Source organism: Myxococcus sp. SDU36, assembly GCF_030168875.1.
In the GTDB taxonomy this organism is placed as follows: Bacteria; Myxococcota; Myxococcia; order Myxococcales; family Myxococcaceae; genus Myxococcus; species Myxococcus vastator.
In genome coordinates this window covers 5,665,956-5,690,654 of sequence record NZ_CP077414.1, presented here as the reverse complement: position 1 = coordinate 5,690,654, position 24,699 = coordinate 5,665,956, and the positions used below count along the sequence as shown (strand labels likewise).

The window sequence follows — 24,699 nt, the reverse complement described above, 5'->3', positions numbered from 1 at the left end:
CTTCTCCATACACAAATGCCCTGTCCGTCGCTCGACCTTCGGCGCATGCCCGCACCCCACTCAGGCGCCAGCGGCGGGCGCCGCGGACTCCCACCCCGAGGCGCTCCGCTGCTGCGCCAGGAAGTCGCCCACCTCCGCCGCCAGCAAGGGCCCCGCCGCGTCCCGAGGGATGACGTGAAACCCCTGCCGCAGGGACAGGACGCGCACCGACGGCGCCGCGGTGAGGCGCCGTGCGAGCCACCGCCCGCCCTCCGGGTCCACGACGTGGTCCTGCTCCGCCACCGCGACCAGGGTGGGGCAGCGCACGCGCGCCGTGTCCCGGATGGCCAGCGCCTGCAACGTGCACACGTCACGCAGCCGGGCCACGGGAAAGGCGGGCAGCACCGGCGCCTGGGCCAGCGCCTCCGGGTCCGAGATGTCCGTGCCCGTCTTCTCCACCCACGAGTGTGTCCACTCCAGAACGGGCGTGCGCGCCAGTTGCCGGACCAGGAACATGCGCGGCCCCCGGAAGCGCACCGCGGGCGCCACCAGCGTCAGCGCGCGCACGGCCTCCGGATGCCGCGCGGCCAGCCCGAGCGCCAGCAGCGCGCCCATGGACAGGCCCGCGACGAACACACTCCGGTGCCCCCGGAGCGCGTGCAGGGCGTGCTCCGCCGCCGCCAGCCAGTCACGCCAGGTGACGTCGAGCAGGGCCTGGGGGGTGGTGCCATGGCCGGGCAGGCGCGGCGCCACCACGCGCAGTCCACGGGCCGCCAGGGCCTCGCCCAGGGGCCGTACGTCCCAGGGGCTCCCCGTGAAGCCGTGCAGGAGCAGGCACGCGTCCTCGCCCCGGCCCAGCTCGAAGGGCGCCGTCTTTCGCGGGTCCATGGGGGCGGCTTCTGGGAACGGGCTCACGCCGTGACACTGGCCACGCGCGAGCGCAGGCGCTATGCCCCCTGCCTCATGGCGGACACTCCGAAGCCCCCGGACATGCAGTTGCAGATTCAGTTGGACGATGACGTGGCCAATGGTCAGTACGTCAACATGGCCCTGGTGAACCACTCCGACACCGAGTTCACCCTGGACTTCATCTACGTCCAGCCCCAGCAGCCCAAGGCCCGGGTGCGCTCGCGCATCATCACCAACCCCAAGCACATGAAGCGCCTGGTGGCGGCCATGCAGGACAACATCCAGCGCTACGAGGCGAAGTTCGGCCCCATCGCGGTTCCAGAGGAAGACGGCGGCATGCACTGAGCGCCGTTTTCGCCGGGAGCAACCCGCACGTCGTGTGTTTCCACGGCCGCTTCGCTGGCCTTCGGGCCCGGTGGCGCGCAGACTTGGGGCCATGGTGCTGAGATTCCTGGTCCCCTTGCTCGTATTGCTCTACGCCTCTTCCGCCGCGGCTCAGTGCCTGGGGGATGGCGTGCAGCTCTTCCCCACACCGGGCTCCATCATCCCCACCAACTCCCGCTTCCTGCTGGAAGGCGTCGGAACCGCGCGCCCCCAGGTGGCCGCGCTGGTGGGGAAGAAGCTGCGGCTGGTGTCGGACAGCCACGTCGTCGAGGTGGCGGTGCAGCGCGGCTGGGAGAGCAGCCTGGGCCGCGTCACCGTCATCCTCAAGCCGGCCGGGGCCATGGAGGAGGACAAGCGCTACACGCTGCGCGTGGATGAGTCGCTGCCCAACGTGGCGCTCCTCAACGGCCGCGGCACCATGCTGCCCGAGTGGCGCACGGGCACGGGGCCGGACAAGCAGGCGCCGCGCTGGCTCAAGCGGCCCGCCGTCTCCGAGGGCTTCCTGCGCCGCACCGCGCAGGGCACCGCCCGCTTCGTGCGCCTCAACCTGTCGCTGAAGGAGTCCAGCCCGGCCTACCTGGTGGTGAAGCTGGAGCCGCGCCGCCCTGGTCCCAGCGTGCAGCAGTACGTGGTGCCGGTGAGCAACAACACCGCCTTCATCGGCCATGAGGCCTGCAGCGGCACCTTCGCCATGGAGGACGGCCGCAGCTACCGGGCCCGCATCCAGGCCTTCGACGCGGCGGGGCAGATGGCGCCGGCCGTCCCGCCCGTGGACTTCGAGGCCCCGGACGAATACTCGATGCAGCAGTAGCGCGCGGGAGTTCTCCCCGGGGCCGGGAAGTTGGTGTAGGCCTGACGCGGGCGCCCCTGCGCGCCGAGCCTTCGGGAGCGCGAATGACGACGGTGGACGTGGAGAGCCTCAAGGAGCGGATGACGGGCTTCATCCGGTCGCTGCAGGACGACATCTGCGGCGGCCTGGAGCGGCTGGACGGCTCGGCGCGCTTCCGCGAGGACTCCTGGACCCGGCCGGGCGGTGGCGGTGGACGCAGCCGGGTGCTGGAGGACGGCGCCGTGCTGGAGAAGGCCGGCGTCAACACGTCCGTGGTGTACGGCGAGTTGGAGGAGCAGTTCGCGCAGAAGCTCCAGGGTGAGGGCCGCCACTTCTGGGCGGGCGGCATGTCCCTGGTGCTGCACCCGCGCAACCCGCATGTGCCCACCGTGCACGCCAACTACCGCTTCATCCACCAGGGCGGGAAGGCGTGGTTCGGCGGCGGCGCGGACCTGACGCCCTACTACCTCTATGAAGAGGACGCGGCGCACTTCCACCGCGTGCACCAGGCCGCCTGTGACAAGCACGACGCCGGCTACTACCCGCGCTTCAAGGCCGCCTGCGACAAGTACTTCTACCTGCGTCACCGCGAGGAGACGCGCGGGGTGGGCGGCATCTTCTTCGAGAACATGGGCGGGGCGCTGGAGAAGGAGTTCGCCTTCATCCAGGACTGCGGCCGGGCCTTCCTGGACGCGTACCTGCCCATCGCCGAGCGGCGCAAGGACACGCCGGTGACGGAGGGGCAGCGCTTCTGGCAGGAGGTGCGGCGCGGGCGCTACGTGGAGTTCAACCTCGTCTATGACCGGGGCACCGTCTTCGGCCTGGAGACGCGCGGGCGCACCGAGTCCATCCTCATGTCCCTGCCGCCGCAGGTCCGCTGGCGCTATGACTACCACCCCGAGCCCGGCACCCCGGAGGCACGGCTGGTGGAGGTGCTGCGCCAGCCGCGTGACTGGGCGCAAGGAGGCCTTAATGGATGATTGGAATGATTCGACACCGGTCCGGAAGCCGGCCCATCCCATCCTCGTCCTCGTCGCGCTCGTGGCGGTGTCGGGCTACATGCTGATGCAGAAGTATTCGGGAGGGCGCCCCGCCACGCAGGTGGCGCCCCCCAGCGACGCCGAGGCCCGCGTCAACGTGCTCGCCCTGTGTGACGCCGTCCAGGCCCACCGTGACGAGCACGGCGTCTACGTCACCGCGGGCCCCACGCCGAAGGAGATTCCACGCGGTGGCAAGGCCGTGCCCTTCCCCAAGGATGAGACCTTTCACCGGATTGGCTTCGAGCCCGACGGAAAGGTCCACTTCCAGTACCAGGTGGTGGTGCAGGAGAGCCCCGTGGGTGAGCCGGAGGTGTCCTGCCTCGCGCGGGGGGACTTCGACGGCGACGGGCTGAACTCCCTCTACCGCGTTCGTCTGGATGCCAACGGAATGACGACGCCCATCGAGGTGGAGCGCGAGGGCGAGTAGTCCACCGCGCAACCCGGCGCTTCCGCCCGCCGAGAATCAACAGGCCGGGACCCCAAGCCAGCGTGAGGCATTGCCCATGTCCTCCTTCCGCATCCCCAACGTGATTGACCGCGCCCTCCGCTCACTGGAGAGAGGCGGCGGCTCGAGACGTCCCGACGGTCCGGGCGTGCAGGGGCCTCGGCCACAGGACTGGGGCCCACCGGCGCCGCCGCCCCGGCCGGGGGACAACTTCCGTCGTCCAGCGCCGCCGCCCCTGCACCCGCCCATCGGCGGCCAGGAGCGCGCGCCGGTGAAGTCGGTCGCGGAGCTGGTGCCGCCGGGCCTGGAGGACACGCCAGGGCAGGAGGCGTTGGGGCAGCGCTTCGGGGCGGACGCGGCGCTGCTGGCGTCGCACCTGTCGCCCCCGCAGGTGTCGGGCTCGGAGCGGGCCACGCGGCTGTGGGCGTTCTACACGGCCTACGCCACGGCGGCGGCGCGGCACCCGCCGGAGCCGGAGGCGCGCGCGGCCTTCCGCGAGGCGCTGGAGGGGCAGGGCTTCGCCGAGCTGCGGGACGCGCACACCGGCGAGGACGGCGTGACGCGGGGCCTGTGGGTGATGGAAGCCCGCACCCCCGCCGAGGCCCGGACGCGGGCCGCCGAGGTGCGGCTGGAGCCGCCTCCCGAGGTGCGCCACTCCGAGGAAGCAGCCCGGCCGGCCGAGCAGGCGCTTGTCCAGGCGGCCGGTACCCGCGCGGCCACGACCTTTCATGGCCCGGTCATGCCCGCCCTGCGGCGCGACGAGGCCGCTTCATCAGAGGACGCGGGGCAAGACGGGGACGCCCGGCGCCGGCGCGGGACGAACGGACGGCTGGGCGCGCGGATGCTGTGGAACGTGCTGCACCGCTTCCGCTCGGGGCCGGACGACGGGGCGGTGGCGGAGGGGCAGTGGGACCGGGTGACCTTCGGCGCCCTGCTGGCGCTGCTGGCCATCGCGCTGGCCGTGGCGGCGCTCGTCAACCTCTAGGCCCGGCGGCCCGGCGGCGGCGCCTTCGCCGGTGCGAAACTCCTTGGATTGTGTCCGCTTGTGCTAGGTTGCCGCACCCACTTGGCAACCGACGACCTCACTCTCGTCAAGCGCGTCCGGACCGGCGACCAGCGCGCTTTCAAACTCCTCGTCGAGCGTTACCAGCGCAAGGTGTACGCCGTTGCGCTGGGCATGCTGAAGGACAAGGAGGAAGCGATGGACGTCTCCCAGGAGGCGTTCGTCAAGGTCTACAAGTACCTGGACCACTTCAAGGGCGACTCGTCCTTCTACACCTGGCTCTACCGCATCACCGTCAACATCTGCATCGACGTCATCCGCAAGCGTGGCGGGGCCGGCGAGGCCGTGGAGTTCGACGAGAACCAGGCCGTGGACCTGTCCGAGGCCCGCATCGGCGCCCTGGGCAGCCGGCTGGGCACCAATCCCCAGAAGAGCGCCCTGCGCCGCGAGCTGGCGGAGAAGATCCAGGAGGCCCTGTCCACGGTGCCGGAGAAGCACCGGGCCATCCTCCTGCTGCGGGAAATCGAGGGAATGTCCTACGACGACCTCGCCCGCACCCTGGACATCCCCAAGGGCACGGTGATGAGCCGGCTTTTCCATGCCCGGGCCAAGGTCCAGAAAATCCTCAGTGAATACCTGGAGTTGGACGAAGCGAAGAGCGGCGTGGGCAGTGAGTGAGCGGGCCTCGAATATCTGAGGGACCTGCCCGTCCCAAGTTTCGCAGCCCCTTCCAGCGAGCAGGTGGATTCAATGGCCGGTAATCCCGCGTGTGAGCGTTTCGTCCCCATGCTGTCCCCGTACGTCGACGGAGAGCTGAGCTCCGGCGAGCGCGTCAACGTGGAGCGGCACCTGGCGGCCTGCCGGGACTGCACCGGACGGGCGGCGGACCTGCGCGCGGAATCCGGCCTGCTGCGGGTGGGCCTGGACATGGCCGTGGACGACGTGGACTTCAAGGACTTCACCCAGCGCGTCATGGCGCGGGTGACGCCGGACAAGCCGCCCCTCATGGAGCGGCTGAAGCTGGCAGTGTCCGAAATGTTCCTCTACCAGCGCACCGCCATGATTTCGTCGCTGGCCACCGCGGCCGTGCTGGTACTGGTGGGCGTGCCCTTGCTGATGAGCGACCGGGCGCCGGTGGGGTACGCCTCCGAGCGCATGACGGTGAAGTCCATCCAGCCCTACCGCAACGCCGAGGTGGCGCCGGTGGTGATGGAGACGGACAATGGGGGCACCATCATCTGGCTGGTGGACGAGGACTCGGACGTCCTGTCTCCCGGCGCGGAGAAGGGTGAGCGGCAGGACCAGACGGGGCTCGGTCAGCCAGACGCAGGCGGGCGCAGCGGCCCCGCGCGCCCGGCTCCCGACGCCCCCAGGCCGTCGGGAGGTTCCTTGTGAGAAGACACGTGTCGTCGGGCCGGATGCTGTGGGCGCTGCTGGGGCTGGGCCTGGTGGTGCCCATGGCCGCCAGCGCACAAGACGCGAAGGTCCAGGTCCAGGTCGAAGTGGTGCTCGCCTCGAAGAAGGGCACCGACGTCGACCCGCCCGAGCTGGAGAAGATGAAGGAGCAGTTCCAGAAGCAGAACTTCAGCTTCACCTCCTTCAAGCGCCTCTCTCAGGAGGTGCTGACGGTGAGCGCGAAGAGCGCCTCCGAGGTGAAGCTGCCCAACGGCGCCAACGCGACGCTGCAGCTGTCTGGCATCAAGGACGGCACGGCCACGGTGCGCGTGGCCATCCCCCGGCAGCCCACGCTGGACGTGGAGCTGGGCCGCCAGGGCGCCGTCTACCAGAAGGCCGGCAAGTACGTGGGCGGGGAGCTCATCCTCGTGCTCTCCCCTCCCGCGCGGTAGCTCCCCCAGCGCCGCCTCAGGCGGCGCGAGCTTCCCCGTCCGCCTCCAGGACGATGACCTCCAGGTCCTCTTCCAGCTCCAGGGGGAGGACCTCCTCGGTGGCGGTGTGCGGCTGGAGGCCCGGTGCGGGGGGCTCGGCGTGCTCCCGCTCCAGGTGGACGCGCAGCCCGTCGAACATGGTGTCGAACGCCGCGTAGATGCGGTCCACCATGGCCAGGGCCTCCGCGCGCACCTGGGGGGACAGCTGCATGGCCTCCAGCTCCGCCGCCAGCTCCTGTTCGAACATGGCGTGCTGCGCTTCGGCCTGCATGTGGTGGTCGGAGAAGTACTTCAGCCGGTCGTCCGCGCCCTGCGCCGCGCTGATGATGGCGGTGCGGCTGAAGAAGACGTGGCTGGTGGACTCCAGCGCCCACAGCAGGACGATGCGCAGCCGGTCATCCACCGGACGGTACACCTCGCTGATGATGGCGTAGGCCGCGTCACGCGTCTTCACGTGCGCGCGGCCGTACATGCTGCCGATGCTGAGCGAGCCGCCGGTGAGCGCGGAGATGTCCTCCTCGAACCACTGGTCATGCCCGCCCTCCTCGGCATGGTGCCGCGTGGCCAGCGCCTTGAAGTGCGCGTCCTGGATGAAGTGCGCGTTGAGGCGCAGCACGTCCTGGAACGTCATCACCCAGAACGTCAGCCGCGGCGCGAAGGCCATCACCTGTTCAATGGGGCGGTCCATCCGCATGTCGGAGAAGAAGGGGTGCGCTGCGAAGCGCGCCTCGCGCACGGCGATGTGTTGGAGCACTTCCTTCATGATGGACCTCCCTGGGGTGTCTGCCTCTACCAGTTGATGCAGTACGTGCAGGCGCTGTCGCCGCGTCGCCGGCAACTCTTGGCCTCATGTTCAATACGCACCCAAAGCGAATCCTTGGGGCGGAACCGGTCGCCAATGGCCTCGATGAGCCCCAGGTCCAAGTCACACGGATAGGGGTTGTCACACACCATGCGAGCGTTTCGCTTGTCCACCGGCTCGAAGCGGTAGCCGCCAATGGCGCCCTTGCCGCGGTGGTTCATCCGGTACGCCAGGTCCACCGCGCGCAGGCCCTTCTCCAGCGTGTCGATGTCCGGCGGGAAGTGCGCGCTGTCCGGAATCTTCCGGCCAATGGTCCTCACCGTGCTGGGGCCAATCTTGTCGAACACCAGCTGGAACGACTTCAGCAGGGCGGGCATGGGGTACCAGGCATCCGCCTTCAGCGGCGAGATGCCGTTCTCCCCCAGGATGCGCAACGCGCGTGACTGGGCGAGCTCCATGCCGTTGACGATGGCGAGAATCGACTGTCCGACGACTTCGATGCCCTGGAACGACACGGGCTGAAGGGCCGGCGCGGTGGCGCTGGTGGGGGTCTTCAATTCCATACGGTTAACGCCCTCGTGAGGAGTGACACGCATTGAAGCGGCTTTTCCCGATATTTTCAAATAGACTCACATGTCTGTAATTTTCCGAAAGATTCGATATGGGATTCCCCGTGGCGCAAGAGCGACCCGCGCGGTCGGTATGAAGCCAGGTGACCTGGCCTTCGCTGTGAGTGAGCGTGAGGCCACGCGGCGCGCGGGAGCGGGCCTCCGTGGGCCGCGTGGGGCGGGATGCCCCGGCGGGGCAACCTGCCCCGGCGCAAGTGCCCCAGCGGCCGGACGCCGCCTCCAGGCCTCCTGGAAGAACTTCCGTCGGGAGGCTGCCAGGACAGGGCTGAAAAAAAGTCAGAAGTCCAGTCCCCGAGGCGGGGGTGCAAGCAGCCGACCCTCGGAAAATCGCGGGGTTGTCGCTCGGCACGCCGGTTGCTGAAGGGAGCAGCACAAGCAAACCCCTCACCCTTGGAGACGAAATCATGGCGAAGACCCAGAAGCGTGGACAGGTCATCCGTCGTAAGGCCCAGCAGATGAAGGTGTCGACGGCGAGCGCGGTGAAGGGGGCTGGCCGGAGCGCCCGCCAGGTGCAGGTGACGCTGGGTGACCTCATCGCGGCGGCCTTCGACACGGTGGGCGGCGAGGTGAAGAAGGTGGCGCAGGTGATGTCCTCCAAGGACATGACGGTCGCCACGGGCAAGCACATCGTCTTCGTTGGCTGACACGCGCCAATCCGGGGCGTGTGCGGTGCAGGAGGGCCTGGCGGTGGCGCCAGGTGAGGGCGGCAGAGGCGGGGACGGGAAGGGACGCACCTGTGAGACGCATCATCAGTCCCGGACGGAATTGCTGGACGGTGGAGGAGGCAAGCGACGCGGGCGTGCTGGTGGACGCGCGCGACTACTACCGGGAGCTGTACCGGGCCGCGCAGAAGGCCCGTCACTCCATCGCGATTACCGGCTGGCAGTTCGACAGCGACGTGGCGCTGCTGCGAGGCGAGGACCTCCGCGAGGCGCGCGGCGAGTCACGGCTGCTGCCGATGCTGGACGCGCTGTGCCGGGCCAACCCGGAGCTGCGCGTCTACGTGCTGGCGTGGGACTTCAGCCTGCTGCTCGCCATGGAGCGGGAGTGGATGCAGCGGCTCATCTTCAATTGGACGGCGAACGGGCAGGTGTGCTTCCGCTTCGATGCCTCCAGCCCGTTGTATGGCGCGCATCACCAGAAGCTGGTCGTCATCGACGGCGCGGTGGCCTTCGCCGGCGGCATGGATGTCTGTGATTGCCGGTGGGATGACCGGGACCACCCGGTGCGCTCGGAGCTGCGCTGTGACAGCGGGAGGGACCCTCACGGCCCCTACCATGACGTGCAGTCCGTGCTGACAGGGCCGGTGGTGGACCGCCTGGCGGAGCTGTTCGAGGCGCGCTGGGCGCACTCCGGCGGCGGGGAGCTGCGGCTGCCCAGGGTGGCTCGGGATGACGTGGACTTCACGCCGAGCCTGCCGGCGCCGCCGGGGCCGGTGGCCATCAGCCGCACCTTCGGCAAGACGCTCCTGCCGCCGCAGCCCGCGGTGCAGGAGGTGGCCGCGCTGTACCTGGACGCCATCGACTCGGCCGAGCGCTTCATCTACATCGAAAACCAGTACTTCTCCTCGCGGGCCATCTTCCAGGCGCTGGTGAAGCGCATGCGGTCCCCCGGGCGAGGACGGCTGCAGGTGGTCCTGGTGCTGCCGCGGCAGCCGGAGGCGCTGCGTGAACAGCTGGCCATGGGCATTGCCCAGGTGCGGCTGCTGCGCGCGCTGGAGCGCGTGGCGCACGAGACGGGACATGCCTTTGGCGTGTACTGCTCCGCGGGGCACGACGCGCGCACTGGCGTGGACATCTACACGTACATCCATTCGAAGGTGATGGTGGTGGATGACCGCTTCCTCACGCTGGGCTCGGCGAACACCACCAACCGCAGCCTCGGGTTGGATTCGGAGCTGAACCTGAGCTGGGAGGCGGAGGCGCCGAACGACGCGACGATGCGCGCCATCCGCCGCATCCGGGTGTCGCTGATGGCCGAGCACGCGGGGCTGGAGGGCCTGGCGGCCCTGCGACTGCTGACGGCAGCGGACAGCGGACTGGTGGAGTGGCTGGACGACGTGGCCGTCATGGGGCTGCAGCGTCTGCGCGTCCACCCGATGTCGACGGTGTTCGACCAGAGCCCGCTGCTCAAGTCGCTGGAGCCGGAGGAGCTCATCATCGACCCGGAGGCGTCGGTGCTGGACGAGTCCCTCTTCGAGGCGCTCCACCGCGCCGAGGACGGGCTGTTCGCCTCCGGGGTCCGCCTGCTGTCGCGCTGGCTGGTGGGCACGGGCACCGAGCGTCCGCACCGCGCCATCCTTCCCTGCGCGCAGGACGAAGGGTAGCCGCGCGCGGAGGCGGCAAGCCGCCAGGGGCCCGCCCGCCCGCCTGCCTTGGGACGGGCCCGGAGGCACGGGCATGGCCGGCGGGTTGTTCCTGCCGCGCGGGACGCCACCTTGTCGAGAGCACGACTTCTCTCACGCAAGGGGGATTCACCATGAAGCTTCCTCTCATGGCCGCGGTGGCGGCGCTGGCTCTCTGGGGTTGTTCGAGCAACTCGGCGAACACGCGCGCGGATGACCGCGCCACCGGTGGTTCGGGCACGGAGACGACGGCGCCCGAGTCCGTGGACACGTCTTCTGAATGGGATGACCGCAGCGCCGGTGAGGCCGCGGACGTGACGGAGAACGAGCGCCGCGACCGGATGGACGCGCCCACCGTCTACGACGGCGAGGCCACCGGTGGCAGTGGCCCCGGCATGGGCGCGGGCACCTCGGTGACGACGCCGGAGGGTGAGAAGTACGACGTGCAGGACGGCCCGCTCCTGGGTGGCCAGCAGCGTGAGGAGTCCCGTGAGGAGGGCGTGGGCGGCTCCGGCAAGTCCGACGTCGAGGAGCTCGACGCCAGCGATGTAGAGACGCAGGAAGTGGAGCTCGACGAGGTTGAGGTCGACGGCAGCCGCTAGCGCGGCGTGAAGGTCGCGCGTCTCCCGCTGCCGCCAGACGGGGGCGCGTGTGCCGACGGTCCGCAGTGTCACCCACACGCGGATGCAGTCACCTGCTTCGTCTCGCGCCATGGACAGGTAGAGTCGGGGGACGATGACTGGCGCCCCCCTCTTCGCTCTTCTCGCCCTGGTGTCCACGCAGTACGACGGCAGCTCCACCGTGGAGGAGGTGTCCTCGGAAGAGGAGGTCTCCTCGAGCGCGCGGGGGGAAGGTGCCCCCGTCTCCGCCGCGCGGCTGGATGAGCCCGCCCCTCCGGGCAGCTCCCGCACGGGCGGCGTGGGCTTCGGCTTCAGCGGACAGCTGGAGGTCGGTGGCCTGAGCCTTCCGTCGGGGCCTCGCGGCGGGGGGCAGGACTTCTTCGCGCGCATCTACCCCTCGCTGGGGCTGACGCACGGGGAGACCTTCGTGCTGCGGCTGGGGGCGAACCTGCGGCTGCGCGTGGTGGACGAAGCGCCCACGGCCGAGGCGGACTACAGCGGCGGCATGCGCCGCGAGGACTGGGATGAGCTGAGTGACTTCGGGCAGGTGGTGCGCATGCTGCGCATTGGCCAGGAGGGCCGTCCCGTCTTCCTGCGCGTCGAGCCCTTCTCCGAAGAGACGCTGGGCCGCGGCTATCTCGTGGGCCGCTACAGCAACACGCTGGCGCCGGACTACCACCCCGCGGGTGGCTCGCTCACCTTCGTGAAGGGCGCGGTCCGCGCGGAGCTTCTCGCCAGTGACGTGCTCGCCGCGCGCATCTTCGCGGGCGAGGCGCTGCTGGACCTTGGCCGCATGGCCAGTGACGACGCGCAGCGCTTCGACCGCTACCTCATCCGGTTGTCCGCCGCGCATGACGCGGGCCGCGCGGGCGGCACGTCGCCCGACCTCACCCTGGCGTCGGTGGGCGGCGACATCGCCCTGTACAAGGGTGAGCGCCTGCGCGCGTGGGCCCTGCTAGGCGGCGGCGCGCGCTTCACGCAGGCCTACACGCCCGCCTTCGGCGGATTGCTGGGCGTGGCCTTGGAAGGGCAGTTGGCCAGTGGCACGCAGGTGAGCGTGACGGCCCAGGGCCGCAAGCAGGGGGGCCGCTTCCGCTTCGGCATGTTCGGCCCTGACTACGAGCTGGGCCGCTTCTCCGGCGTCGGTCTGTCGGAGACGCCCATCGCGGAAGAGGTGCTGCCGTCGGGCTTCGCCGGCTACGCGGAGCTGAGCGTCGCGAAGGGGAACCCCAACGAGCTGCTCCTGCTGGGCAGCGTGGCGGCGCAGTACTTCGGCTTCGGCAGGACGGACGCGGACGTGTCCGCTGGCTTCGAGCTGCCGGGCGGCAGGACGCGAGCGCTGGCGCGCGTGGTGCTGACGGGCCTGGGAGACCGGCCGCGTTATTCAGCGGGGGTGGAGCTGCGCCAGCGCATCCTCAACCACTTCTATGCCTGGGGCTCCGGCGGAACCGTTCATTTCCCACAGCCGGACGGCACGCTCGTGCGAGGCGTCACCGCGGGCGCCGGCGTCGGCGTGGACTTCCAGCGCTGAACGGCGGTGACGCGAGCGGCGGACGGGCCTTGATGGGCCTGCCGCCGCTGTCTTTTCGTCCGGCTTGACTACGATTGTAGTCAGTCGTACCTTCTTCGTGACTACAGTTGTCGTCACGGGAAGGTCCATGAAGAAGCCGGTGGGAGAGCAGGAGCTGTTGGTGCTGCGGTACGTGGCCGAACACGGCCCGGCGACCGTGGGCGAAGTGGCCGAGCGCTTCGGCGAGGCGCAGGGGCTGGCGCGCTCCACCATCCTCACCGTGATGGAGCGGCTGCGGCTCAAGGGCTACCTGACGCGGCGCAAGGTGGAGGGCGTGTTCCAGTACGCCTCACCCGTGCCGGCGTCGGAGCTGCTGCGGGACGTGGTGGGGGACTTCGTGCAGCGCTCGCTGTCGGGCTCGCTGTCGCCGTTCGCCGCGTACCTGTCCGAGGCCAAGGACGTGTCCGACGAGGACCTGGCGCAGCTCCAGGACGTCGTGGCGCGGCTGCGCTCGAAGAAGCGGAAGGGATAGAGACATGGGCATGGACTGGCTGTCGCACGGAGGGGCGTGGGCGTCGTCGGGGCTGTGGCGGGCGTCGTGGCAGGGGGCGCTCTGCGCCGTGCTGGTGTGGGCGGTGGCGAGGACGTGGCCGAGGCTGCCGGCGTCGCTGCGCGCGGGGCTCTGGTGGCTGGTGGCGCTGAAGTTCGTGGTGGCGCTGGGGTGGCTGCCTTCCCTCGCGTTGCCGGTGCTGCCCGCGTCGGTGGCTGCTGGCGGGGCGCGGGTGGAGGCCTGGTGGAGCGGGGCCTCCGCGCGGGAGACGGTGGCGCGTGTCATGGCGCCTGGGGCGGTGGACGCACAGGGGCAGGTGACTGTGGAGGGCGCGGCCGTGCACGGGCCCGTGCCTTCTCCGCGGAGGGATGGCTCATCGTGGGAGCGCACGACCTTCGCGACGCCTGGGGCGGAGGCCGCGCAAAGTGGCGTCATCCGGGAGCTTCCGACCGGTGCTGTTGATGCGGGCATGGTGGCCGAGTCTGGTGGTCCCTTCCCGTGGCGCCGCGCCGCCGTGGGGGGCCTCCTGGTCCTGTGGGGCGCTGGCGTGCTGTGGCAGGTGTATGGCCAGGTGAAGGGCGGGCTCGCGGTGCGTCGCCTGCGTCAGTCCGCGCGCCCGCTGGTTCACCCCGGGCTGGAGGCGGAGGTGCGGGAGCTGTCCACGGCCGCGGGGCTGCGGCGCGTGCCGGGGCTCCTGGTCTCCGAATCGGTGGCCAGCCCGCTGGCCACGGGACTGCTGTCTCCCGTGGTGGTGCTGCCCGAGAAGGCGGTGCGACGGTTGCCCGTGGCCGCCCTGCGCATGGCGCTGGCGCACGAGCTGGCGCACCTGCGGCGCGGTGACTTGTGGCTCGGCTGGGTGCCCGCGCTGGCGGAGTCGCTCTTCTTCTTCCATCCGCTCGCGCGGTTGGCGGCTCGCGAGTACGCGCTGGCCCGTGAGGAGGCGTGTGACGCCGAGGCCATCCGGCTCACGGATGCGGAGCTCGCGGACTACGGCGAGCTGATTCTCGCCTTTGGAATCGCCAGGACTCCCGGCACTGCCGCTGCGCTGGGTGCGTCCTCTCACGTTGATGCGTTGCACAGGAGGTTGAGCATGCTGGAGCACGTCGATGCCGTTTCCCCTCGAATCCGGCGCCTGTTGAGGGTGGCGCTCTCCGCCATGGGCGTCGCCGCGCTGGTGCCCTTCCAGGTCGTTGCACGGGAAGCGGGGGAGACACCTCGCCTGGCGCCCGAGTCGGCGACGTCAGGGCAGCGCGGCGCCGCGTCGCCCGGCTCCGCATCGTTGCCGCCCGCGTCGCCCGGCCCCGCCGCGTTGCCGTCCGCGTCGCCCGGTCCCGCTTCGTTGCCGCCCGCTCCGCCCGCGTCGCCCGGCCCCGTTGCGTTGCCGCCAGTGCCGCCCGTGCCGCCCAGCGTTGCTCTGCCGCCATCCGTTCCCGGGACGCCGCGAGCGCCTTCTGCTCCGCGCCTTGCCGTCGTCACGCAGCGGCACATCGTGAGGACCTCGCCGCACATCGCCGCTGTTCCGCCGATGCCTCCGACTCCACCCGCGCCGCCGCCTCCTGGCGACCCGGACAGCGGCTACGTGCTGCTCACGGACGGCATGGCGATGATGAACGGCAGCACGGTCGACCTGGAGCTGGCGCGCACCTTCAAGCAAAAGGACAAAGCGATTCTCTTCGTCCGCCGCAAGGGCGAGGCGTTCATCATCCGCGACGCGGCCACGCTGAAGTCCGTTCGCGAGGCGCTCTCCTCCACCCGCGAGCTGGGCAAGGCGCAGCGCGCGCTGGGAGAGAAGCAGGGCGCCCTGGGCCAGCAGCAGGCGGTGCTCGGCCAGCAGCAGGGCGCCCTGGGCCACGAGCAGGGCGGGCTGGGACGCAAGCTGGGTGACCTGGCCTACAAGCAGTCCGGGCTCCACCTGGAGGAGTCGCGTCTGGACGCCCTGCCCGAAGCCGAGCGCGAGCGCCGCCGCTCCGAGCTGAAGAAGCAGGACCGCGAGCTGGAGGAGGAGATGAAGGCCCTGGAGACGAAGATGGCGGGACTGGCCGAGAAGCAATCCCTCCTGAGCAAGGAGCAGCACCAGCTCAGCGAGAAGCAGCACGCCCTGCACCTGGAGCAGTCCAAGTTGAGCGAGCAGCACCTGTCTCGCATGAAGGAGGCGGAGACGAAGGTGCAGGGCCTCATCGACGAAGCGCTGCGCAAGGGCCTGGGCCAGCCGCTGCCCACCTGAGGCACCCGGGGTGGGTCCTCGATACCTCCCGCCGAGGTCTCATCCCTCGCACTTCGAGGCGAGGGCCACACGGGCAAGTGGCTCCGTGAACTGCCGGGACTCGGCACCCCGTGGTAGACCCTGATACATGGCTTCGACGCATGCTCAGGAAGGGGGTCGCTTCCTTCAAACGGGACAGACCCAGGACGCGGTGAAGAGCTTCCAGAAGGGGCTCTCCATTGATCCGAACGACGTGGATTGCCTCCTGGGCCTGGTTCGAGTGCACCTGAGCACCGGCGCGGCGGCGGACGCGGAAGCCGCGGTGCTCCGCCTGCTGAAGGCGAAGCCGGACCACACGGAGGGGCAGGCGCACCTCGCCATGCTGCGCGCGCAGGCGGGCAATCCGGAGGCGCTGGAGTCCCTCAAGGCGCTGGCCGCCGCGCCCACCGCGGGCTACTTCGAGCGCTTCAACCTGGGCTCGCTGCTGTTCGAGCGCGGGGACCTGGCGGGCGCGCGCGCCGCCTTCGAGTCCGTGCTCCAGCTTTCACCCGGCAGCACCCACGTCCACTTCGAACTGGGACGCATCCGCCTCCAGCAGAACGAGCCGGATGGCGCGGTGTCTCACTTCCTGCGGGCCGCCGAGGGCGCGCCGCAGGAGGCCATGCCGCTGCTGATGTTGTCGCGGGCCCATGCCGCTTGTGGCCAGCTCGGCCTGGCCATCCAGGCCGCAACGCAGGCGCTGGAGAAGGCCCGGGGTGGGCTCCACCGCGCGGTGCTGGAGGACCTCTTCAAGCTGTACCTGTCCGCCGGAAGCTCGGAGGGCGCCAAACGCGCGGCCCTGGAGCTGCGCAAGCTGGACCCTTCCAGCACCACCTATCTCTACCTGCACGGCCTGGCGACGATGAGCGCCGGCGCCTTCGCCGAGGCCAAGGACGTCTTCGCGGAGGTGCTGCGGCAGGCGCCCGGGAGCTGGCAGGCCCAGCACGCGCTGGCGCAGATGCACCTCGCCCTGGGCGAGCGCGCCGAGGCGGTGACGCTGCTGGAGGCGGCCGTGGCCACGGTTCCGACGGACCCCGGCCCCACCAATGACCTCGCGGTGGTGCTGATGCAGGACAACGGGCACGCGCGAGTCGCCGCCTTGCTGGCGCCCGTGCTGGGCGCGCACCCGAACGACGCGGGCACGCACCTCAACATGGCCCTGGGCACCTTCCCCTCGGACAAGGAGCTCTCCGCGCGCCACGCGAAGCAGGCGCTGGCGCTGGGCGCCCAGGAAGTGCGCGCACAGGCCGAGCAGCTGTTGAAGCAGCTCGGCGCCTGAGGCACGGGCGGGCGGGCGGGCGTCAGCCCTCCTCGTGCGGCTCGAAGGAGTTCGTGAGCTGCTCGGTGAGCCAGTTCATCACCACGCGCACCCGGCGCGGCAGGCTCCTGCCATAGGTGTGCAGGAGCGAAACGGGCATGGGCATGCAGGTGAGCTCCGGCAGGACCTCGACGAGCTCGCCTTCGCCCACCTCGGGACGCGACCTGCGCCTTGGAATCTGGATGATGCCGAGCCCCGCCCGGCACGCCGCGACGTAGGCGTCGACGCTGCTGACCGTCACCATGCCGCGCATCGGCCACTCGCGGTAGCCGCCTTCGTGCGGGTATTCGAAGGAGGGCGTCTCCGCGCCGAGCCCCGGGGAGTAGTGGACGACGAGGTGCCGGTCCAGGTCCTCCAGCTTGCGCGGCGTGCCGTACTTCCTCAGGTACGCGAGGCTGGCGTAGTTCATCATCCGCAGGACGCCGAGCTTGCGCCCCACCAGCTCCGAGTCCCCCTGGGAGCCCACGCGCAGCACGCAGTCGAAGCCCTCCCGGAAGGGCTCGGTGCGCCGGTCCGTCGTGTTGATGAGGACCTCCAGGTGGGGATGCCGCGCGAGCAGCTCCGGCAGACGCGGGAGGATGAGCTCGCGCGCGATGTTGACGGGCAGGTCGATGCGCACGCGCCCGCGCAAGCCCCTGGCCGCCTGGAACAACGCGCCGAGCTCATCCGCCTCCTGCACCAGCCGCCGCGCCCGAGGCAGCAGCTCCTCCCCATCCGGCGTGAGCCGCACGACGCGCGTCGAGCGCTGGAAGAGCTGGCAGCCGAGCTCCGTCTCGAGCGCCTTCAGCCGCAGCGACACCCGCGCCTTGGGCATGCCCAGGTGCTCCCCCGCGCGCGTGAAGTTGCCGAGCTCGGCCACCTTCACGAATATCTTCAGCGAATCGAGGTCCAGGCTCATTGTTTCTCCAATCGAAACAGTGTGTCGGAGCGCAGCCGCTTTCTCAATCCACTCACGGCTCACTATTCATGGACAGGTGCGGCGCACCGCCGCGTCACCTGAAAGGACTGGACATGAGCACCTCGAAGAACATGCCCGTGGCACTCATCACGGGGGGCAGCCGTGGACTGGGGCGGAGCATGGCGCTCAAGCTGGCGGCCCGGGGCACCGGCATCATCCTGACGTATCGCACCGGCGTGGAGGAGGCGGCGGAGGTCGTGAAGCAGATTGAAGCGGCGGGCGGCAAGGCGGTGGCGCTTTCGCTCGACGTAGGGGACACGCGAGGCTTCGGCGCCTTCGTGGAGGCGGTGCGGACGGAGCTGGGCCGTCACTTCGGGCGCGAGCGCCTGGACTTCCTGGTGAACAACGCGGGCATGGGCATCCACGTCAGCTTCGCGGAGACGACCGAGGCCCAGTTCGACGCGCTGATGAACGTCCACCTCAAGGGAGCGTTCTTCCTCACGCAGCGGCTGTTGCCGGTGCTGGCGGATGGCGGGCGCATCCTGAACATCTCCACCGGGCTCTCGCGCTTCACCTTCCCCGGCTACGCCGCCTACGCGACCATGAAGGCGGGCGTGGAGGCGCTCACCCGCTACCTGGCGAAGGAGCTGGGGCCCCGGCGAATCTCCGTCAACGTGCTCGCGCCGGGCGCGACGGCGACGGACTTCGGGGGCGGCGTCGTCCGGGACAACCTGGAGCTGAACAGGAGCCTGGCCGCCCAGGTCGCGCTCGGCCGTGTGGGGCAGCCCGACGACATCGGGGAGGCCGCCGCCATGCTGCTGTCGCCGGAGAGCGCGTGGGTGACGGGCCAGCGCATCGAGGCCTCGGGCGGGATGATGCTCTGACGGCGCGCGCTCAGCGCTTCAAGCGGAGGATGACGTCCTTGTCCGGCCCGCAGTCACCGCGTCCGTCGCAGTTGCTGGTGGTGACGTAGAGGTGGCAATCCGGCCCCATGATGACCTCGCGCAGTCGGCCATGGGTGTCGCGCAGGTACACCTCGTGTCTGGCCACGCGGCTCGAATCCGGCGCGAACTCCACGCGCTGGAGGTGGCGTGAGCCCAGCGTGCCGATGAGCAGCGAGCCCTCCCATTCGGGGATGGCCGTCCCGGTGTAGATGGCGGCGCCGCCCGGGGGCAGGGCGTCCTTGTAGGTGATGGACGGGGTGATTTGCCCCTCGCGCGTCTCGCACGAGTAGATGCCGGGCCAGCCCAGGTTGTCACCGCGGCGGGCGACGCTGACCTCGTCGTGGCCTCGGCGCAGCGTCTCACCGCTGGGGCCGTGGTCCACGATGTACAGCGTGGAGGCGTCGCGCCAGTCGAAGGCCTGGAGGTTGCGGATGCCGGTGAGGAACGCGGGCGAGCCAGGGATGGGATTGTCCTGGGGCACCGCGCCCTCCGGCGTGAGGCGCAGCAGCTTCCCGGCCGGGTCGCTCGCGTCCTGCGAGCGGTCCGGGTCTCTCGCGTCGCCGGTGCCCGCGTACAACATGCCGTCCGAGCCGAAGCGCAGGCGTCCGCCGTCGTGGTACGTGGCGGAGGCGATGCCGCCGAAGATGACGCGCTCGTGCGTCGCCGTGGCGTGGTCCTCCGACAGCGTCCATCGCTCGATGCGGTTCTCCTCGGTGCCACCCGCGTCCGTGGTGACGTAGATGTAGAACTGGCGGTTGCTCGCGAAGTCCGGGTGGGCCGCGATGCCGAGCAGCCCGCCCTCCGCGGCGTCCGCGACGGGGACCGTCGCCACGGGCTGGGGTTGGAGGACGCCGTCCTTGAGCAGGCGGATGCGGCCCGGGCGCTCGGTGACGAGCGCGTCGCCTCCAGGGAGCCACGCGATGCCCCACGGCGTCTCCAGGCCCCGCGCCACCACCTCGACGTTGAAGGGCACGGTGCCGTCGGCGCCCCAGTCGTCCTCCACGCGGATGCAGTCCTGGGGAGACGCGGTGCCTTGCGCCTGGCTCTTGCGGCAGCCGGAGGCGGACAGGGCGAGCACCACGAGAGCGGGGAGGAGCGTCAAAGAGGCGCGCATGGTTGGATTTATGTCCGCGAGCCCGCGGATGCGCCAGCCCCCCGGGCACGGAGCGTCCAGGCGCGGACGCGCGTGCCGGGCTGCTTGCTCCAGGCCCGGCCTCAGTGGTCCGCGTAGCGTTTCTCGCCAGCCTCCACGCGCGTGGCGAGCCGGTTGCCGCGCGGAGGCAGCGGGCAGGTGGCGAACTTCGTGAATGCGCAGGGCGGATTGTAGGCGCGGTTGAAGTCGAGCACGACGCGCCCGCCAGTAGGCATGTCCGCGGAGAGGAAGCGGCCCGCGCCGTAGGTCGCGTCGCGGTTCGTCTCATCCGCGAAGATGATGAAGAGCTTGCCCGAGCCGTCCTCCACGGGCGTCAGCCGGTGCTCCTTGCCCGCCACCGTGAACACGAGCGTGCCGGGGGCCTTCATCTCGTCGATGGTTCCCAGCACGTTGGGCACCTTCAACATGCGAGGCGTCTGCGCGGGCTCGAAGCGCGCCTCGATGCGCCAGTCGTTGCTCGCCGGGTACGTGGGGATGCCCTGGAACTGCTTGCGCGCCGCCGCGCCGGAGTCCCTCACGCGGACGCCCAGCTTGTCGCCTCGGAGGATGAGCTGGAAGCTGACGTCGCCGAGCTTGAGCACGTCCGGTGTGCCCTTCTCGTCCGACTGGAGCGCGCCGCCCGTGAAGGGCTGGCCGTCGCGGGTGAAGGTGACGCCGGGCGCGGGCTGGAAGCGCGCGGTGTTGCCCTGCCGCGTGAAGGTGCCCAGCTTCGCGGGCGTCCCCGCGGGGAAGTCCAGGTCGCTCTCGGGTGCGGAGCCCGCTGTCTGCACGCCTTCCTTGAGCCAGAACAGGCCCACGAGGGTGAGCCAGCCATCCTCCGCCTGGAGCCGCTGGACGCGCTGCTCGTGCCAGGCGCGGGTGGACGTCTGCAAGTCATCGGCGGTGGGCGCGGCGGGCTGGGGCATGTTCCGGGGGGCCGGCTGGGCGGCTGGCGCGGCGTGGAGGGCGAGAGACAGGGCCAGGGCGATGGGCGTCATGTCGGAGCCTCGGGGGAGGAAAGCCCCTGTCTAACAGGGCGGCGGGCCAGGCGCAGGGCTCCGCACGGTTGCAGGGGGCCGGACTCCGTGCGAAGGCGGACGCTGCCCGTGCACCTCGACCTTCAACCCGCACCTCCGGCCGGTGCCTTCCGCAAGCTCGCCCTGGGGACGTGGCGCTCGCCGGGAGACCCCAGCGCCTATGCGGCGGTGGAGGTGCGCATGGAGCGGGCGGTGGCCTTCCTCGAGGCCTTCCGCGCCCGGACGGGACAGCGCCTCACGGTGACGCACCTGGTGGCCAAGGCCGCCGCGGATGCGCTGCGCCGCCATCCGGAGGCGAACGTCCTGATGCGCTGGAATCGCCCCTGGCGGCGCAAGGAGGTCGGCGTCTGCGTGTTGGTGGTGCAGCCCGCGCAGGCCGGGCGCGCGGACCTGACGACGGCCACGGTGCACCGCGCGGACGCGCTGTCCCTGGGCGCCTTCGCGGAGACGATGGCCTCGCGCATCGAGGCGGTCCGAGCGCGCCGGGATGCCGTCATCGAACGGGGCAAGCGGCGCTCCTCGCTCCTCCCTGGCTTCTTGATGGGGCTGACGCTGCGGCTGCTGTCCTTCGTGTGGTTCACGCTGAACGTGGACCTGCGCTGGGTGGGGATGCCGTGGGACCCGTTCGGCTCGGTGGCGGTGACGAGCCTGGGCTCGCTGGGGCTGGAGCGGGGCTATGTGGCCCTGGTGCCGTACACGCGCGTGCCCTTCCTGTTGGCTCCGGGCTCGGTGCGGACGGAGCCCGTGCTGGACGCGGGCACGCTGGTGCCTGGGCAGGTGATGACGCTCACCTGCACCTGGGACGCCCGGCTCATCGGCGTGGAGGACGCCGCGCGTGTCCTGCGCGACATCGGCGCCGCGTTGGAGGACCCGGAGGGGACGTGGGGCGGGGCTGCGAGCGGTGCGGAGGTGGGGTAGCATCGGGCCGCTGCTTCGAAAGGGGCCTTCATGTCCGTGGATACGAACCGCCGTGTCATCGCATCGCGCCCCGTGGGCCGCGCGCTCGGTGGGCAGGACCGCTTCGAGAAGGAGTCGCTGGAAGGCCCCGCGGAGGGCGGCCTCGCGATGACGCGGCGGCAGCGGATGGCGGGCGGCTCGCTGCGGGCTGGAGAGGAGAGCCCGTTCGCCGCGAAGCTGCGGAAGCTGGCGGGTGGCGCTCCGGATGATGAGCGCTGAATCCGCTTGAGCCTCACGCCGCGTGAGGCCGTACCCACCTCATCACGCCACACTGCCGTGGCGGGATGAGGTGTGAATCATGTTCGAGAAGCACTACACGCCGGAGCAGCTCCAGCAGTTGAAGGCCCGCCGCGAGGCCCTGGGCGAGGAGGCCATCCGCCAGGTCGAGGCCGAGTGGCCCCAGCTCATCGCCCGCGTCCGCGCGGAGATGGACCAGGGCACGGACCCCACGCGCGAGCCGGTGCGCTCGCTGGCCTTGCGCTGGCGGGAGCTGCTGAAGGCGTTCACGGGGGGCGCCCCTGGCATCGAAGGGGCGCTGAACGCGACGCATCAGCAGGAGCCCGAGGTCGCGGCGAAGCACGGGTTGGACCCCGCGCTCTTCGCCTACATCGGCAAGGCCATGGCCAGTCTGGAGGGGCCGGCGTCGCCGTGGTGAGGCCGCCTGCTTCGTCGTCGCTGGATTCAGTCACGGCGCTCCAGGCATGTCGCTGGGGCGCCGTGTCACCGGACGCGAGGCGTGGATGCGCGAGGCCTCAGCGCCTGCGGCCGGGATAGGCCTGAATCTGCGTGGCGTAGGTGTCACCGTCCGCGATGTAGTTGAACGCGGCCTGCACGGGCGTGCCCGCGGAGAGCTGTTTCGGTGAGACGCGCTTGCCGTTGGCGCTGATGCGGGTGGTGTTGGTGACGAACAGGTTGAAGGTGTCTCCGGACTCCGCGTCGCGGACCACGACGCGGTCTTCCCCGACGGAGGCCACCCGCCCTTGCATGACGACGCTGGCCAGCACCGTGGAGTCCGTGTCCGCGTCGGACGCAGTGGCCTGCGTCCCTGCGCCGCCCGTGCCCGTGCCATCGCGCCGCAATGTGTCCACCTCGGCTTCGAGCCGCTGGACCTGGTCGCGGAGCCGCGCGACCTCTTGCTCAAGGTTCTCGGGCCGCGCGCCGCTGGCTTCCTGCGTGTCCGTTGCGCCGCCGCTGACCGCGCCGCCCGTGGTCGCGCCAGTCGGTGCTTCACTGCCACCTGTCGGGCTGCCCTGGTTCGACGCGGGGGACTGCGGTCCCATCGTGCTGCCGCTGGCGGCGTTCGCGGGTGTCTCGGGCTGACCGCTGCCACCGATACCCGGCTGTGGGGGGTACCCGCGCGTCGCGCCCGCGGGTGGCGCGGCAACGGGCTCCGCGCCGGTGTTGGTCTCAATCGAGTCCATCGAGCTTCGTCCCAAATCATCGGGAGCCAACTGCGTTGGCGGAGTGAAGTTGCCCGGTTCAGAGGCTCCCTGTGGCGGGATGGGGCCTGGAGTTTCGTCGGACGCCGTGCCTCCGGCCGAGCCACCGCCTGCTGACTGGGCGAGCCCAGCCGACGACGTAAGAAGGCTGAAGCTCAGGGCGGCATGGGTGATGGCGCGTCGCATGGTCGGTTCCTTTCTCTTTGCCTCGCAAAGGTGAGGTCCGGGAGCGAGGCGGCAAGCGCGGGAACAGGCGAACAGCCAGGAGGATGGCCGCATGTCGGGAGCGTTGGCGTCAGGATGCTCCTGTCGAGTCCTCCTCACGGGCCTCTCAGCGCCGCCGCCACAAATGTCCCGACAGGGTCCCGTACAGCTCGCGCTCGAAGCGGTGCGTGTAGTCGCCCGGGGGCAGGTCGGGAATCCGATACCTTCCTTCGGGCTGGCTCACGGCGATGTGTTCAGCCGCGTCTGGCGCGGACGGGCTTCCGGGACGGGCATCCATGACCGTGCCCAGAATGGCACTCCGTGGATTCTCCGCCGCACCGGCCGTCAGCAACGCGGCCAGGGCGACGCCCACGATTCGCGGCGCCTTCTCCCTCACCATGCGGGTGTTGTCTCCCCTCCAGAACAGCGTGACACGGCCACCCTTCGGCCCCGTTCTGTGCTGTCGTGGGGAAACGAACGGGGACGTGGCGCCGGGCCGCTGTTGACACCACCACCCGGCAAGGTCGGGAACGCCGCCGCGAGGAGCCGCCGTGAGTGGACGGGAGAGTCCGGTGTCAGGGGGCAAGGCGGCGCGCGCTTCCGCCAAGGAGGCCCGCCTGCGCCGAGCCGGTCCCTGGCCGCTCACCGTGGCCACCGCCGCCGCGCTCGGGCTGCTCGTCTACGTCGCCACCACCAGCCTGCCCTACCTCATCTCCGCGCCCACGTCGGATCCGCACTTCGGCGCGCTGAACCACTGCCTCGCCCGTCACCTGCAGCGCCCCCTGCTGGGCTGGGCCGTCTCGCCGGATGCCTCGCGCGCCGCCGTCTATGGCGCTCAGGCCATGGCGGTCTGCACCCTGCCGGAGGGCTCCCGGCGGTTCCCCCTGGCGGGCGTCCGCGCCGTCACCTTCGACCGGGAGAATCGCCTCTGGTGGTCGCAGGCCGGACAGCTCTGGCGCGACGACGGGGCCGAGGCCCGGCGCATGGGCGACTTCTCCCCGGTGTCGCTCGTCAGCCACGGGAGCGGGGTGCTGGCGCTCGACGCGGAGGGCCAGCTCGTCTCGGTGGCGCCTGACGGAGCGGTGCTGGGGCAGGCGCCGGTATCCGGGGCGGAGGCACGGCTGTCCGTGGGAGCGGAGGGCACCTTCGCCGCCGTACTCGACGGGGCCTCGCTCCGCTTCTACGAAGCGCGCACCCTCACCCCCCTCCCCGTGGAGTTGCCGTGTGAAGCGGAGGGACTCTGGTGGCTCGAGCGTCCCGAGCGTGTGCTGATCGCCTGCGCCCAGGACGCCGAGCAGGCTTTCGTGGTGGACCTCCGGACGGCCCGGTCCGAGCCGGCGAGGCGCCCGTCCGGGACGCCTGCTCGGAGGCTCCTCGGACGGCCCCTCTATGTGCACGGCTGCGACGGATTTCCGTGCACGGCCCCCGCCCCCTGAGATGTTGGTATGAGGCGCGGCGTCCCGTGCCTTTCACGGGTGGTCCGGCCTCCTGAACCACCGCGTTCATTGGTGAACGCTCAGGGGTCCGCGGGGCCTGCATTGAATCGACAAGCCCGCGAACTCCCTGGAGATTCACCCCAGCCCGGGCGCCGCTTCAGC

28 protein-coding genes are annotated in these 24,699 nt (G+C 70.7%); 20 read left to right on the top strand and 8 right to left on the bottom strand.

The window, feature by feature from the left end; genetic code table 11:
- Positions 1–60: 60 nt before the first annotated feature.
- Complete coding sequence (locus tag KGD87_RS22815) at positions 61–867, bottom strand: alpha/beta hydrolase (protein ID WP_284662530.1); 807 nt, start codon at positions 865–867, stop codon at positions 61–63.
- Positions 868–942: 75 nt separating this feature from the next.
- Here KGD87_RS22815 and KGD87_RS22810 point away from each other — a divergent pair, with 75 nt between their 5' ends.
- From KGD87_RS22810 to KGD87_RS22775, 8 genes are all read left to right on the top strand, one after another.
- The gene (locus KGD87_RS22810) at positions 943–1,233 is read left to right on the top strand and encodes a DUF3467 domain-containing protein (protein WP_176415596.1); all 291 of its coding nucleotides are present in this window, start codon (positions 943–945) and stop codon (positions 1,231–1,233) included.
- A 91-nt stretch (positions 1,234–1,324) separates the two neighbouring features.
- Positions 1,325–2,083: a hypothetical protein gene (locus tag KGD87_RS22805; protein WP_284662528.1), complete on the top strand. Its 759-nt coding sequence runs from the start codon at positions 1,325–1,327 to the stop codon at positions 2,081–2,083.
- Positions 2,084–2,166: 83 nt separating this feature from the next.
- Positions 2,167–3,081: an oxygen-dependent coproporphyrinogen oxidase gene (gene hemF / locus KGD87_RS22800; RefSeq protein WP_284662527.1), complete on the top strand. Its 915-nt coding sequence runs from the start codon at positions 2,167–2,169 to the stop codon at positions 3,079–3,081.
- Positions 3,074–3,568, top strand: a complete 495-nt coding sequence (locus KGD87_RS22795; protein ID WP_284662525.1) for a hypothetical protein — start codon at positions 3,074–3,076, stop codon at positions 3,566–3,568. Before hemF ends, KGD87_RS22795 begins: the two co-directional genes overlap by 8 nt.
- 70 nt (positions 3,569–3,638) lie before the next feature.
- Positions 3,639–4,571 carry an Immediate early protein ICP0 gene (locus KGD87_RS22790; protein ID WP_502887957.1) on the top strand — a complete coding sequence of 311 codons (933 nt, stop codon included), beginning with the start codon at positions 3,639–3,641 and terminating at the stop codon, positions 4,569–4,571.
- Positions 4,572–4,652: 81 nt separating this feature from the next.
- Complete coding sequence (locus tag KGD87_RS22785) at positions 4,653–5,267, top strand: RNA polymerase sigma factor (protein WP_176412009.1); 615 nt, start codon at positions 4,653–4,655, stop codon at positions 5,265–5,267.
- 72 nt (positions 5,268–5,339) lie between these two features.
- Positions 5,340–5,984: an anti-sigma factor family protein gene (locus tag KGD87_RS22780; RefSeq protein ID WP_284662521.1), complete on the top strand. Its 645-nt coding sequence runs from the start codon at positions 5,340–5,342 to the stop codon at positions 5,982–5,984.
- Positions 5,981–6,436: a hypothetical protein gene (locus KGD87_RS22775; protein ID WP_502887956.1), complete on the top strand. Its 456-nt coding sequence runs from the start codon at positions 5,981–5,983 to the stop codon at positions 6,434–6,436. Before KGD87_RS22780 ends, KGD87_RS22775 begins: the two co-directional genes overlap by 4 nt.
- Before the next feature lie 16 nt (positions 6,437–6,452).
- Here KGD87_RS22775 and KGD87_RS22770 read toward each other — a convergent pair whose 3' ends face one another.
- Complete coding sequence (locus KGD87_RS22770; RefSeq protein WP_284662520.1) at positions 6,453–7,238, bottom strand: hypothetical protein; 786 nt, start codon at positions 7,236–7,238, stop codon at positions 6,453–6,455.
- A gap of 26 nt (positions 7,239–7,264) precedes the next feature.
- Positions 7,265–7,840, bottom strand: coding sequence for a hypothetical protein (locus tag KGD87_RS22765; RefSeq protein ID WP_284662519.1), 576 nt, complete (start codon positions 7,838–7,840; stop codon positions 7,265–7,267).
- Between the two features lie 470 nt (positions 7,841–8,310).
- On the opposite strand from KGD87_RS22765, the gene KGD87_RS22760 reads away from it, so the two are divergent.
- The 7 genes from KGD87_RS22760 (at position 8,311) to KGD87_RS22730 (ending at position 16,451) form a co-directional block, all read left to right on the top strand.
- Positions 8,311–8,550, top strand: a complete 240-nt coding sequence (locus KGD87_RS22760) for a chaperonin (protein WP_176412007.1) — start codon at positions 8,311–8,313, stop codon at positions 8,548–8,550.
- Between the two features lie 131 nt (positions 8,551–8,681).
- A complete protein-coding gene (locus KGD87_RS22755) occupies positions 8,682–10,232 on the top strand; it encodes a phospholipase D-like domain-containing protein (protein ID WP_284662518.1) in 1,551 nt (516 codons plus the stop codon).
- A 152-nt stretch (positions 10,233–10,384) separates the two neighbouring features.
- Complete coding sequence (locus tag KGD87_RS22750; RefSeq protein WP_284662516.1) at positions 10,385–10,852, top strand: hypothetical protein; 468 nt, start codon at positions 10,385–10,387, stop codon at positions 10,850–10,852.
- A 133-nt stretch (positions 10,853–10,985) separates the two neighbouring features.
- Positions 10,986–12,401 (top strand): hypothetical protein, encoded by a 1,416-nt coding sequence (locus KGD87_RS22745; RefSeq protein ID WP_284662515.1) that lies wholly within the window; start codon positions 10,986–10,988, stop codon positions 12,399–12,401.
- A 127-nt stretch (positions 12,402–12,528) separates the two neighbouring features.
- A complete protein-coding gene (locus KGD87_RS22740) occupies positions 12,529–12,912 on the top strand; it encodes a BlaI/MecI/CopY family transcriptional regulator (RefSeq protein ID WP_163783338.1) in 384 nt (127 codons plus the stop codon).
- Positions 12,913–12,916: 4 nt separating this feature from the next.
- Positions 12,917–15,154, top strand: coding sequence for a M56 family metallopeptidase (locus KGD87_RS22735; protein ID WP_284662513.1), 2,238 nt, complete (start codon positions 12,917–12,919; stop codon positions 15,152–15,154).
- Positions 15,155–15,281: 127 nt separating this feature from the next.
- Entirely contained in the window at positions 15,282–16,451 is a 1,170-nt protein-coding gene (locus tag KGD87_RS22730) for a tetratricopeptide repeat protein (protein WP_284662512.1), read from the top strand.
- A gap of 22 nt (positions 16,452–16,473) precedes the next feature.
- On the opposite strand, the gene KGD87_RS22725 is transcribed toward KGD87_RS22730, so the two are convergent.
- Positions 16,474–17,388 (bottom strand): LysR family transcriptional regulator, encoded by a 915-nt coding sequence (locus KGD87_RS22725; RefSeq protein ID WP_284662511.1) that lies wholly within the window; start codon positions 17,386–17,388, stop codon positions 16,474–16,476.
- Positions 17,389–17,501: 113 nt separating this feature from the next.
- On the opposite strand from KGD87_RS22725, the gene KGD87_RS22720 reads away from it, so the two are divergent.
- Positions 17,502–18,272 carry an SDR family NAD(P)-dependent oxidoreductase gene (locus KGD87_RS22720; protein ID WP_284662509.1) on the top strand — a complete coding sequence of 257 codons (771 nt, stop codon included), beginning with the start codon at positions 17,502–17,504 and terminating at the stop codon, positions 18,270–18,272.
- Positions 18,273–18,282: 10 nt separating this feature from the next.
- Here the strand turns inward: KGD87_RS22720 and KGD87_RS22715 are convergent, their stop codons facing one another.
- Complete coding sequence (locus KGD87_RS22715) at positions 18,283–19,446, bottom strand: PQQ-dependent sugar dehydrogenase (RefSeq protein WP_284662508.1); 1,164 nt, start codon at positions 19,444–19,446, stop codon at positions 18,283–18,285.
- 101 nt (positions 19,447–19,547) lie between these two features.
- On the bottom strand, positions 19,548–20,462 hold the full coding sequence (locus tag KGD87_RS22710) for a DUF1684 domain-containing protein (RefSeq protein WP_284662506.1): 915 nt from the start codon (positions 20,460–20,462) through the stop codon (positions 19,548–19,550).
- 87 nt (positions 20,463–20,549) lie between these two features.
- Here KGD87_RS22710 and KGD87_RS22705 point away from each other — a divergent pair, with 87 nt between their 5' ends.
- The 3 genes from KGD87_RS22705 (at position 20,550) to KGD87_RS22695 (ending at position 22,113) form a co-directional block, all read left to right on the top strand.
- Complete coding sequence (locus KGD87_RS22705; RefSeq protein ID WP_284662505.1) at positions 20,550–21,419, top strand: 2-oxo acid dehydrogenase subunit E2; 870 nt, start codon at positions 20,550–20,552, stop codon at positions 21,417–21,419.
- 30 nt (positions 21,420–21,449) lie between these two features.
- Positions 21,450–21,677 (top strand): hypothetical protein, encoded by a 228-nt coding sequence (locus KGD87_RS22700; RefSeq protein ID WP_163782765.1) that lies wholly within the window; start codon positions 21,450–21,452, stop codon positions 21,675–21,677.
- A gap of 79 nt (positions 21,678–21,756) precedes the next feature.
- Complete coding sequence (locus KGD87_RS22695) at positions 21,757–22,113, top strand: TipAS antibiotic-recognition domain-containing protein (protein WP_284662504.1); 357 nt, start codon at positions 21,757–21,759, stop codon at positions 22,111–22,113.
- A 97-nt stretch (positions 22,114–22,210) separates the two neighbouring features.
- Here KGD87_RS22695 and KGD87_RS22690 read toward each other — a convergent pair whose 3' ends face one another.
- Together KGD87_RS22690 and KGD87_RS22685 are read right to left on the bottom strand one after the other, a co-directional pair.
- Positions 22,211–22,879 (bottom strand): bZIP transcription factor, encoded by a 669-nt coding sequence (locus KGD87_RS22690; RefSeq protein WP_284662503.1) that lies wholly within the window; start codon positions 22,877–22,879, stop codon positions 22,211–22,213.
- A gap of 349 nt (positions 22,880–23,228) precedes the next feature.
- Complete coding sequence (locus KGD87_RS22685) at positions 23,229–23,501, bottom strand: carboxypeptidase-like regulatory domain-containing protein (RefSeq protein WP_284662501.1); 273 nt, start codon at positions 23,499–23,501, stop codon at positions 23,229–23,231.
- A 151-nt stretch (positions 23,502–23,652) separates the two neighbouring features.
- Between KGD87_RS22685 and KGD87_RS22680 the strand changes: the two genes are divergently transcribed.
- Positions 23,653–24,537, top strand: a complete 885-nt coding sequence (locus KGD87_RS22680; protein ID WP_284662500.1) for a hypothetical protein — start codon at positions 23,653–23,655, stop codon at positions 24,535–24,537.
- The last annotated feature ends 162 nt before the right edge of the window (positions 24,538–24,699 follow it).

Bases quoted from the DNA above. Each gene is read 5' to 3' on its own strand.
- KGD87_RS22805 (WP_284662528.1), top strand. From the start codon at position 1,325: ATGGTGCTGAGATTCCTGGTCCCCTTGCTCGTATTGCTCTACGCCTCT.
- KGD87_RS22780 (WP_284662521.1), top strand. From the start codon at position 5,340: ATGGCCGGTAATCCCGCGTGTGAGCGTTTCGTCCCCATGCTGTCCCCG.
- hemF (WP_284662527.1), top strand. From the start codon at position 2,167: ATGACGACGGTGGACGTGGAGAGCCTCAAGGAGCGGATGACGGGCTTC.
- KGD87_RS22815 (WP_284662530.1), bottom strand. From the start codon at position 867: ATGGACCCGCGAAAGACGGCGCCCTTCGAGCTGGGCCGGGGCGAGGAC.
- KGD87_RS22710 (WP_284662506.1), bottom strand. From the start codon at position 20,462: ATGACGCCCATCGCCCTGGCCCTGTCTCTCGCCCTCCACGCCGCGCCA.
- KGD87_RS22695 (WP_284662504.1), top strand. From the start codon at position 21,757: ATGTTCGAGAAGCACTACACGCCGGAGCAGCTCCAGCAGTTGAAGGCC.
- KGD87_RS22795 (WP_284662525.1), top strand. From the start codon at position 3,074: ATGGATGATTGGAATGATTCGACACCGGTCCGGAAGCCGGCCCATCCC.
- KGD87_RS22750 (WP_284662516.1), top strand. From the start codon at position 10,385: ATGAAGCTTCCTCTCATGGCCGCGGTGGCGGCGCTGGCTCTCTGGGGT.
- KGD87_RS22685 (WP_284662501.1), bottom strand. From the start codon at position 23,501: ATGGTGAGGGAGAAGGCGCCGCGAATCGTGGGCGTCGCCCTGGCCGCG.
- KGD87_RS22690 (WP_284662503.1), bottom strand. From the start codon at position 22,879: ATGGACTCGATTGAGACCAACACCGGCGCGGAGCCCGTTGCCGCGCCA.
- KGD87_RS22725 (WP_284662511.1), bottom strand. From the start codon at position 17,388: ATGAGCCTGGACCTCGATTCGCTGAAGATATTCGTGAAGGTGGCCGAG.
- KGD87_RS22700 (WP_163782765.1), top strand. From the start codon at position 21,450: ATGTCCGTGGATACGAACCGCCGTGTCATCGCATCGCGCCCCGTGGGC.
- KGD87_RS22770 (WP_284662520.1), bottom strand. From the start codon at position 7,238: ATGAAGGAAGTGCTCCAACACATCGCCGTGCGCGAGGCGCGCTTCGCA.
- KGD87_RS22760 (WP_176412007.1), top strand. From the start codon at position 8,311: ATGGCGAAGACCCAGAAGCGTGGACAGGTCATCCGTCGTAAGGCCCAG.
- KGD87_RS22745 (WP_284662515.1), top strand. From the start codon at position 10,986: ATGACTGGCGCCCCCCTCTTCGCTCTTCTCGCCCTGGTGTCCACGCAG.
- KGD87_RS22740 (WP_163783338.1), top strand. From the start codon at position 12,529: ATGAAGAAGCCGGTGGGAGAGCAGGAGCTGTTGGTGCTGCGGTACGTG.
- KGD87_RS22715 (WP_284662508.1), bottom strand. From the start codon at position 19,446: ATGCGCGCCTCTTTGACGCTCCTCCCCGCTCTCGTGGTGCTCGCCCTG.
- KGD87_RS22765 (WP_284662519.1), bottom strand. From the start codon at position 7,840: ATGGAATTGAAGACCCCCACCAGCGCCACCGCGCCGGCCCTTCAGCCC.
- KGD87_RS22735 (WP_284662513.1), top strand. From the start codon at position 12,917: ATGGGCATGGACTGGCTGTCGCACGGAGGGGCGTGGGCGTCGTCGGGG.
- KGD87_RS22730 (WP_284662512.1), top strand. From the start codon at position 15,282: ATGGCTTCGACGCATGCTCAGGAAGGGGGTCGCTTCCTTCAAACGGGA.
- KGD87_RS22720 (WP_284662509.1), top strand. From the start codon at position 17,502: ATGAGCACCTCGAAGAACATGCCCGTGGCACTCATCACGGGGGGCAGC.
- KGD87_RS22810 (WP_176415596.1), top strand. From the start codon at position 943: ATGGCGGACACTCCGAAGCCCCCGGACATGCAGTTGCAGATTCAGTTG.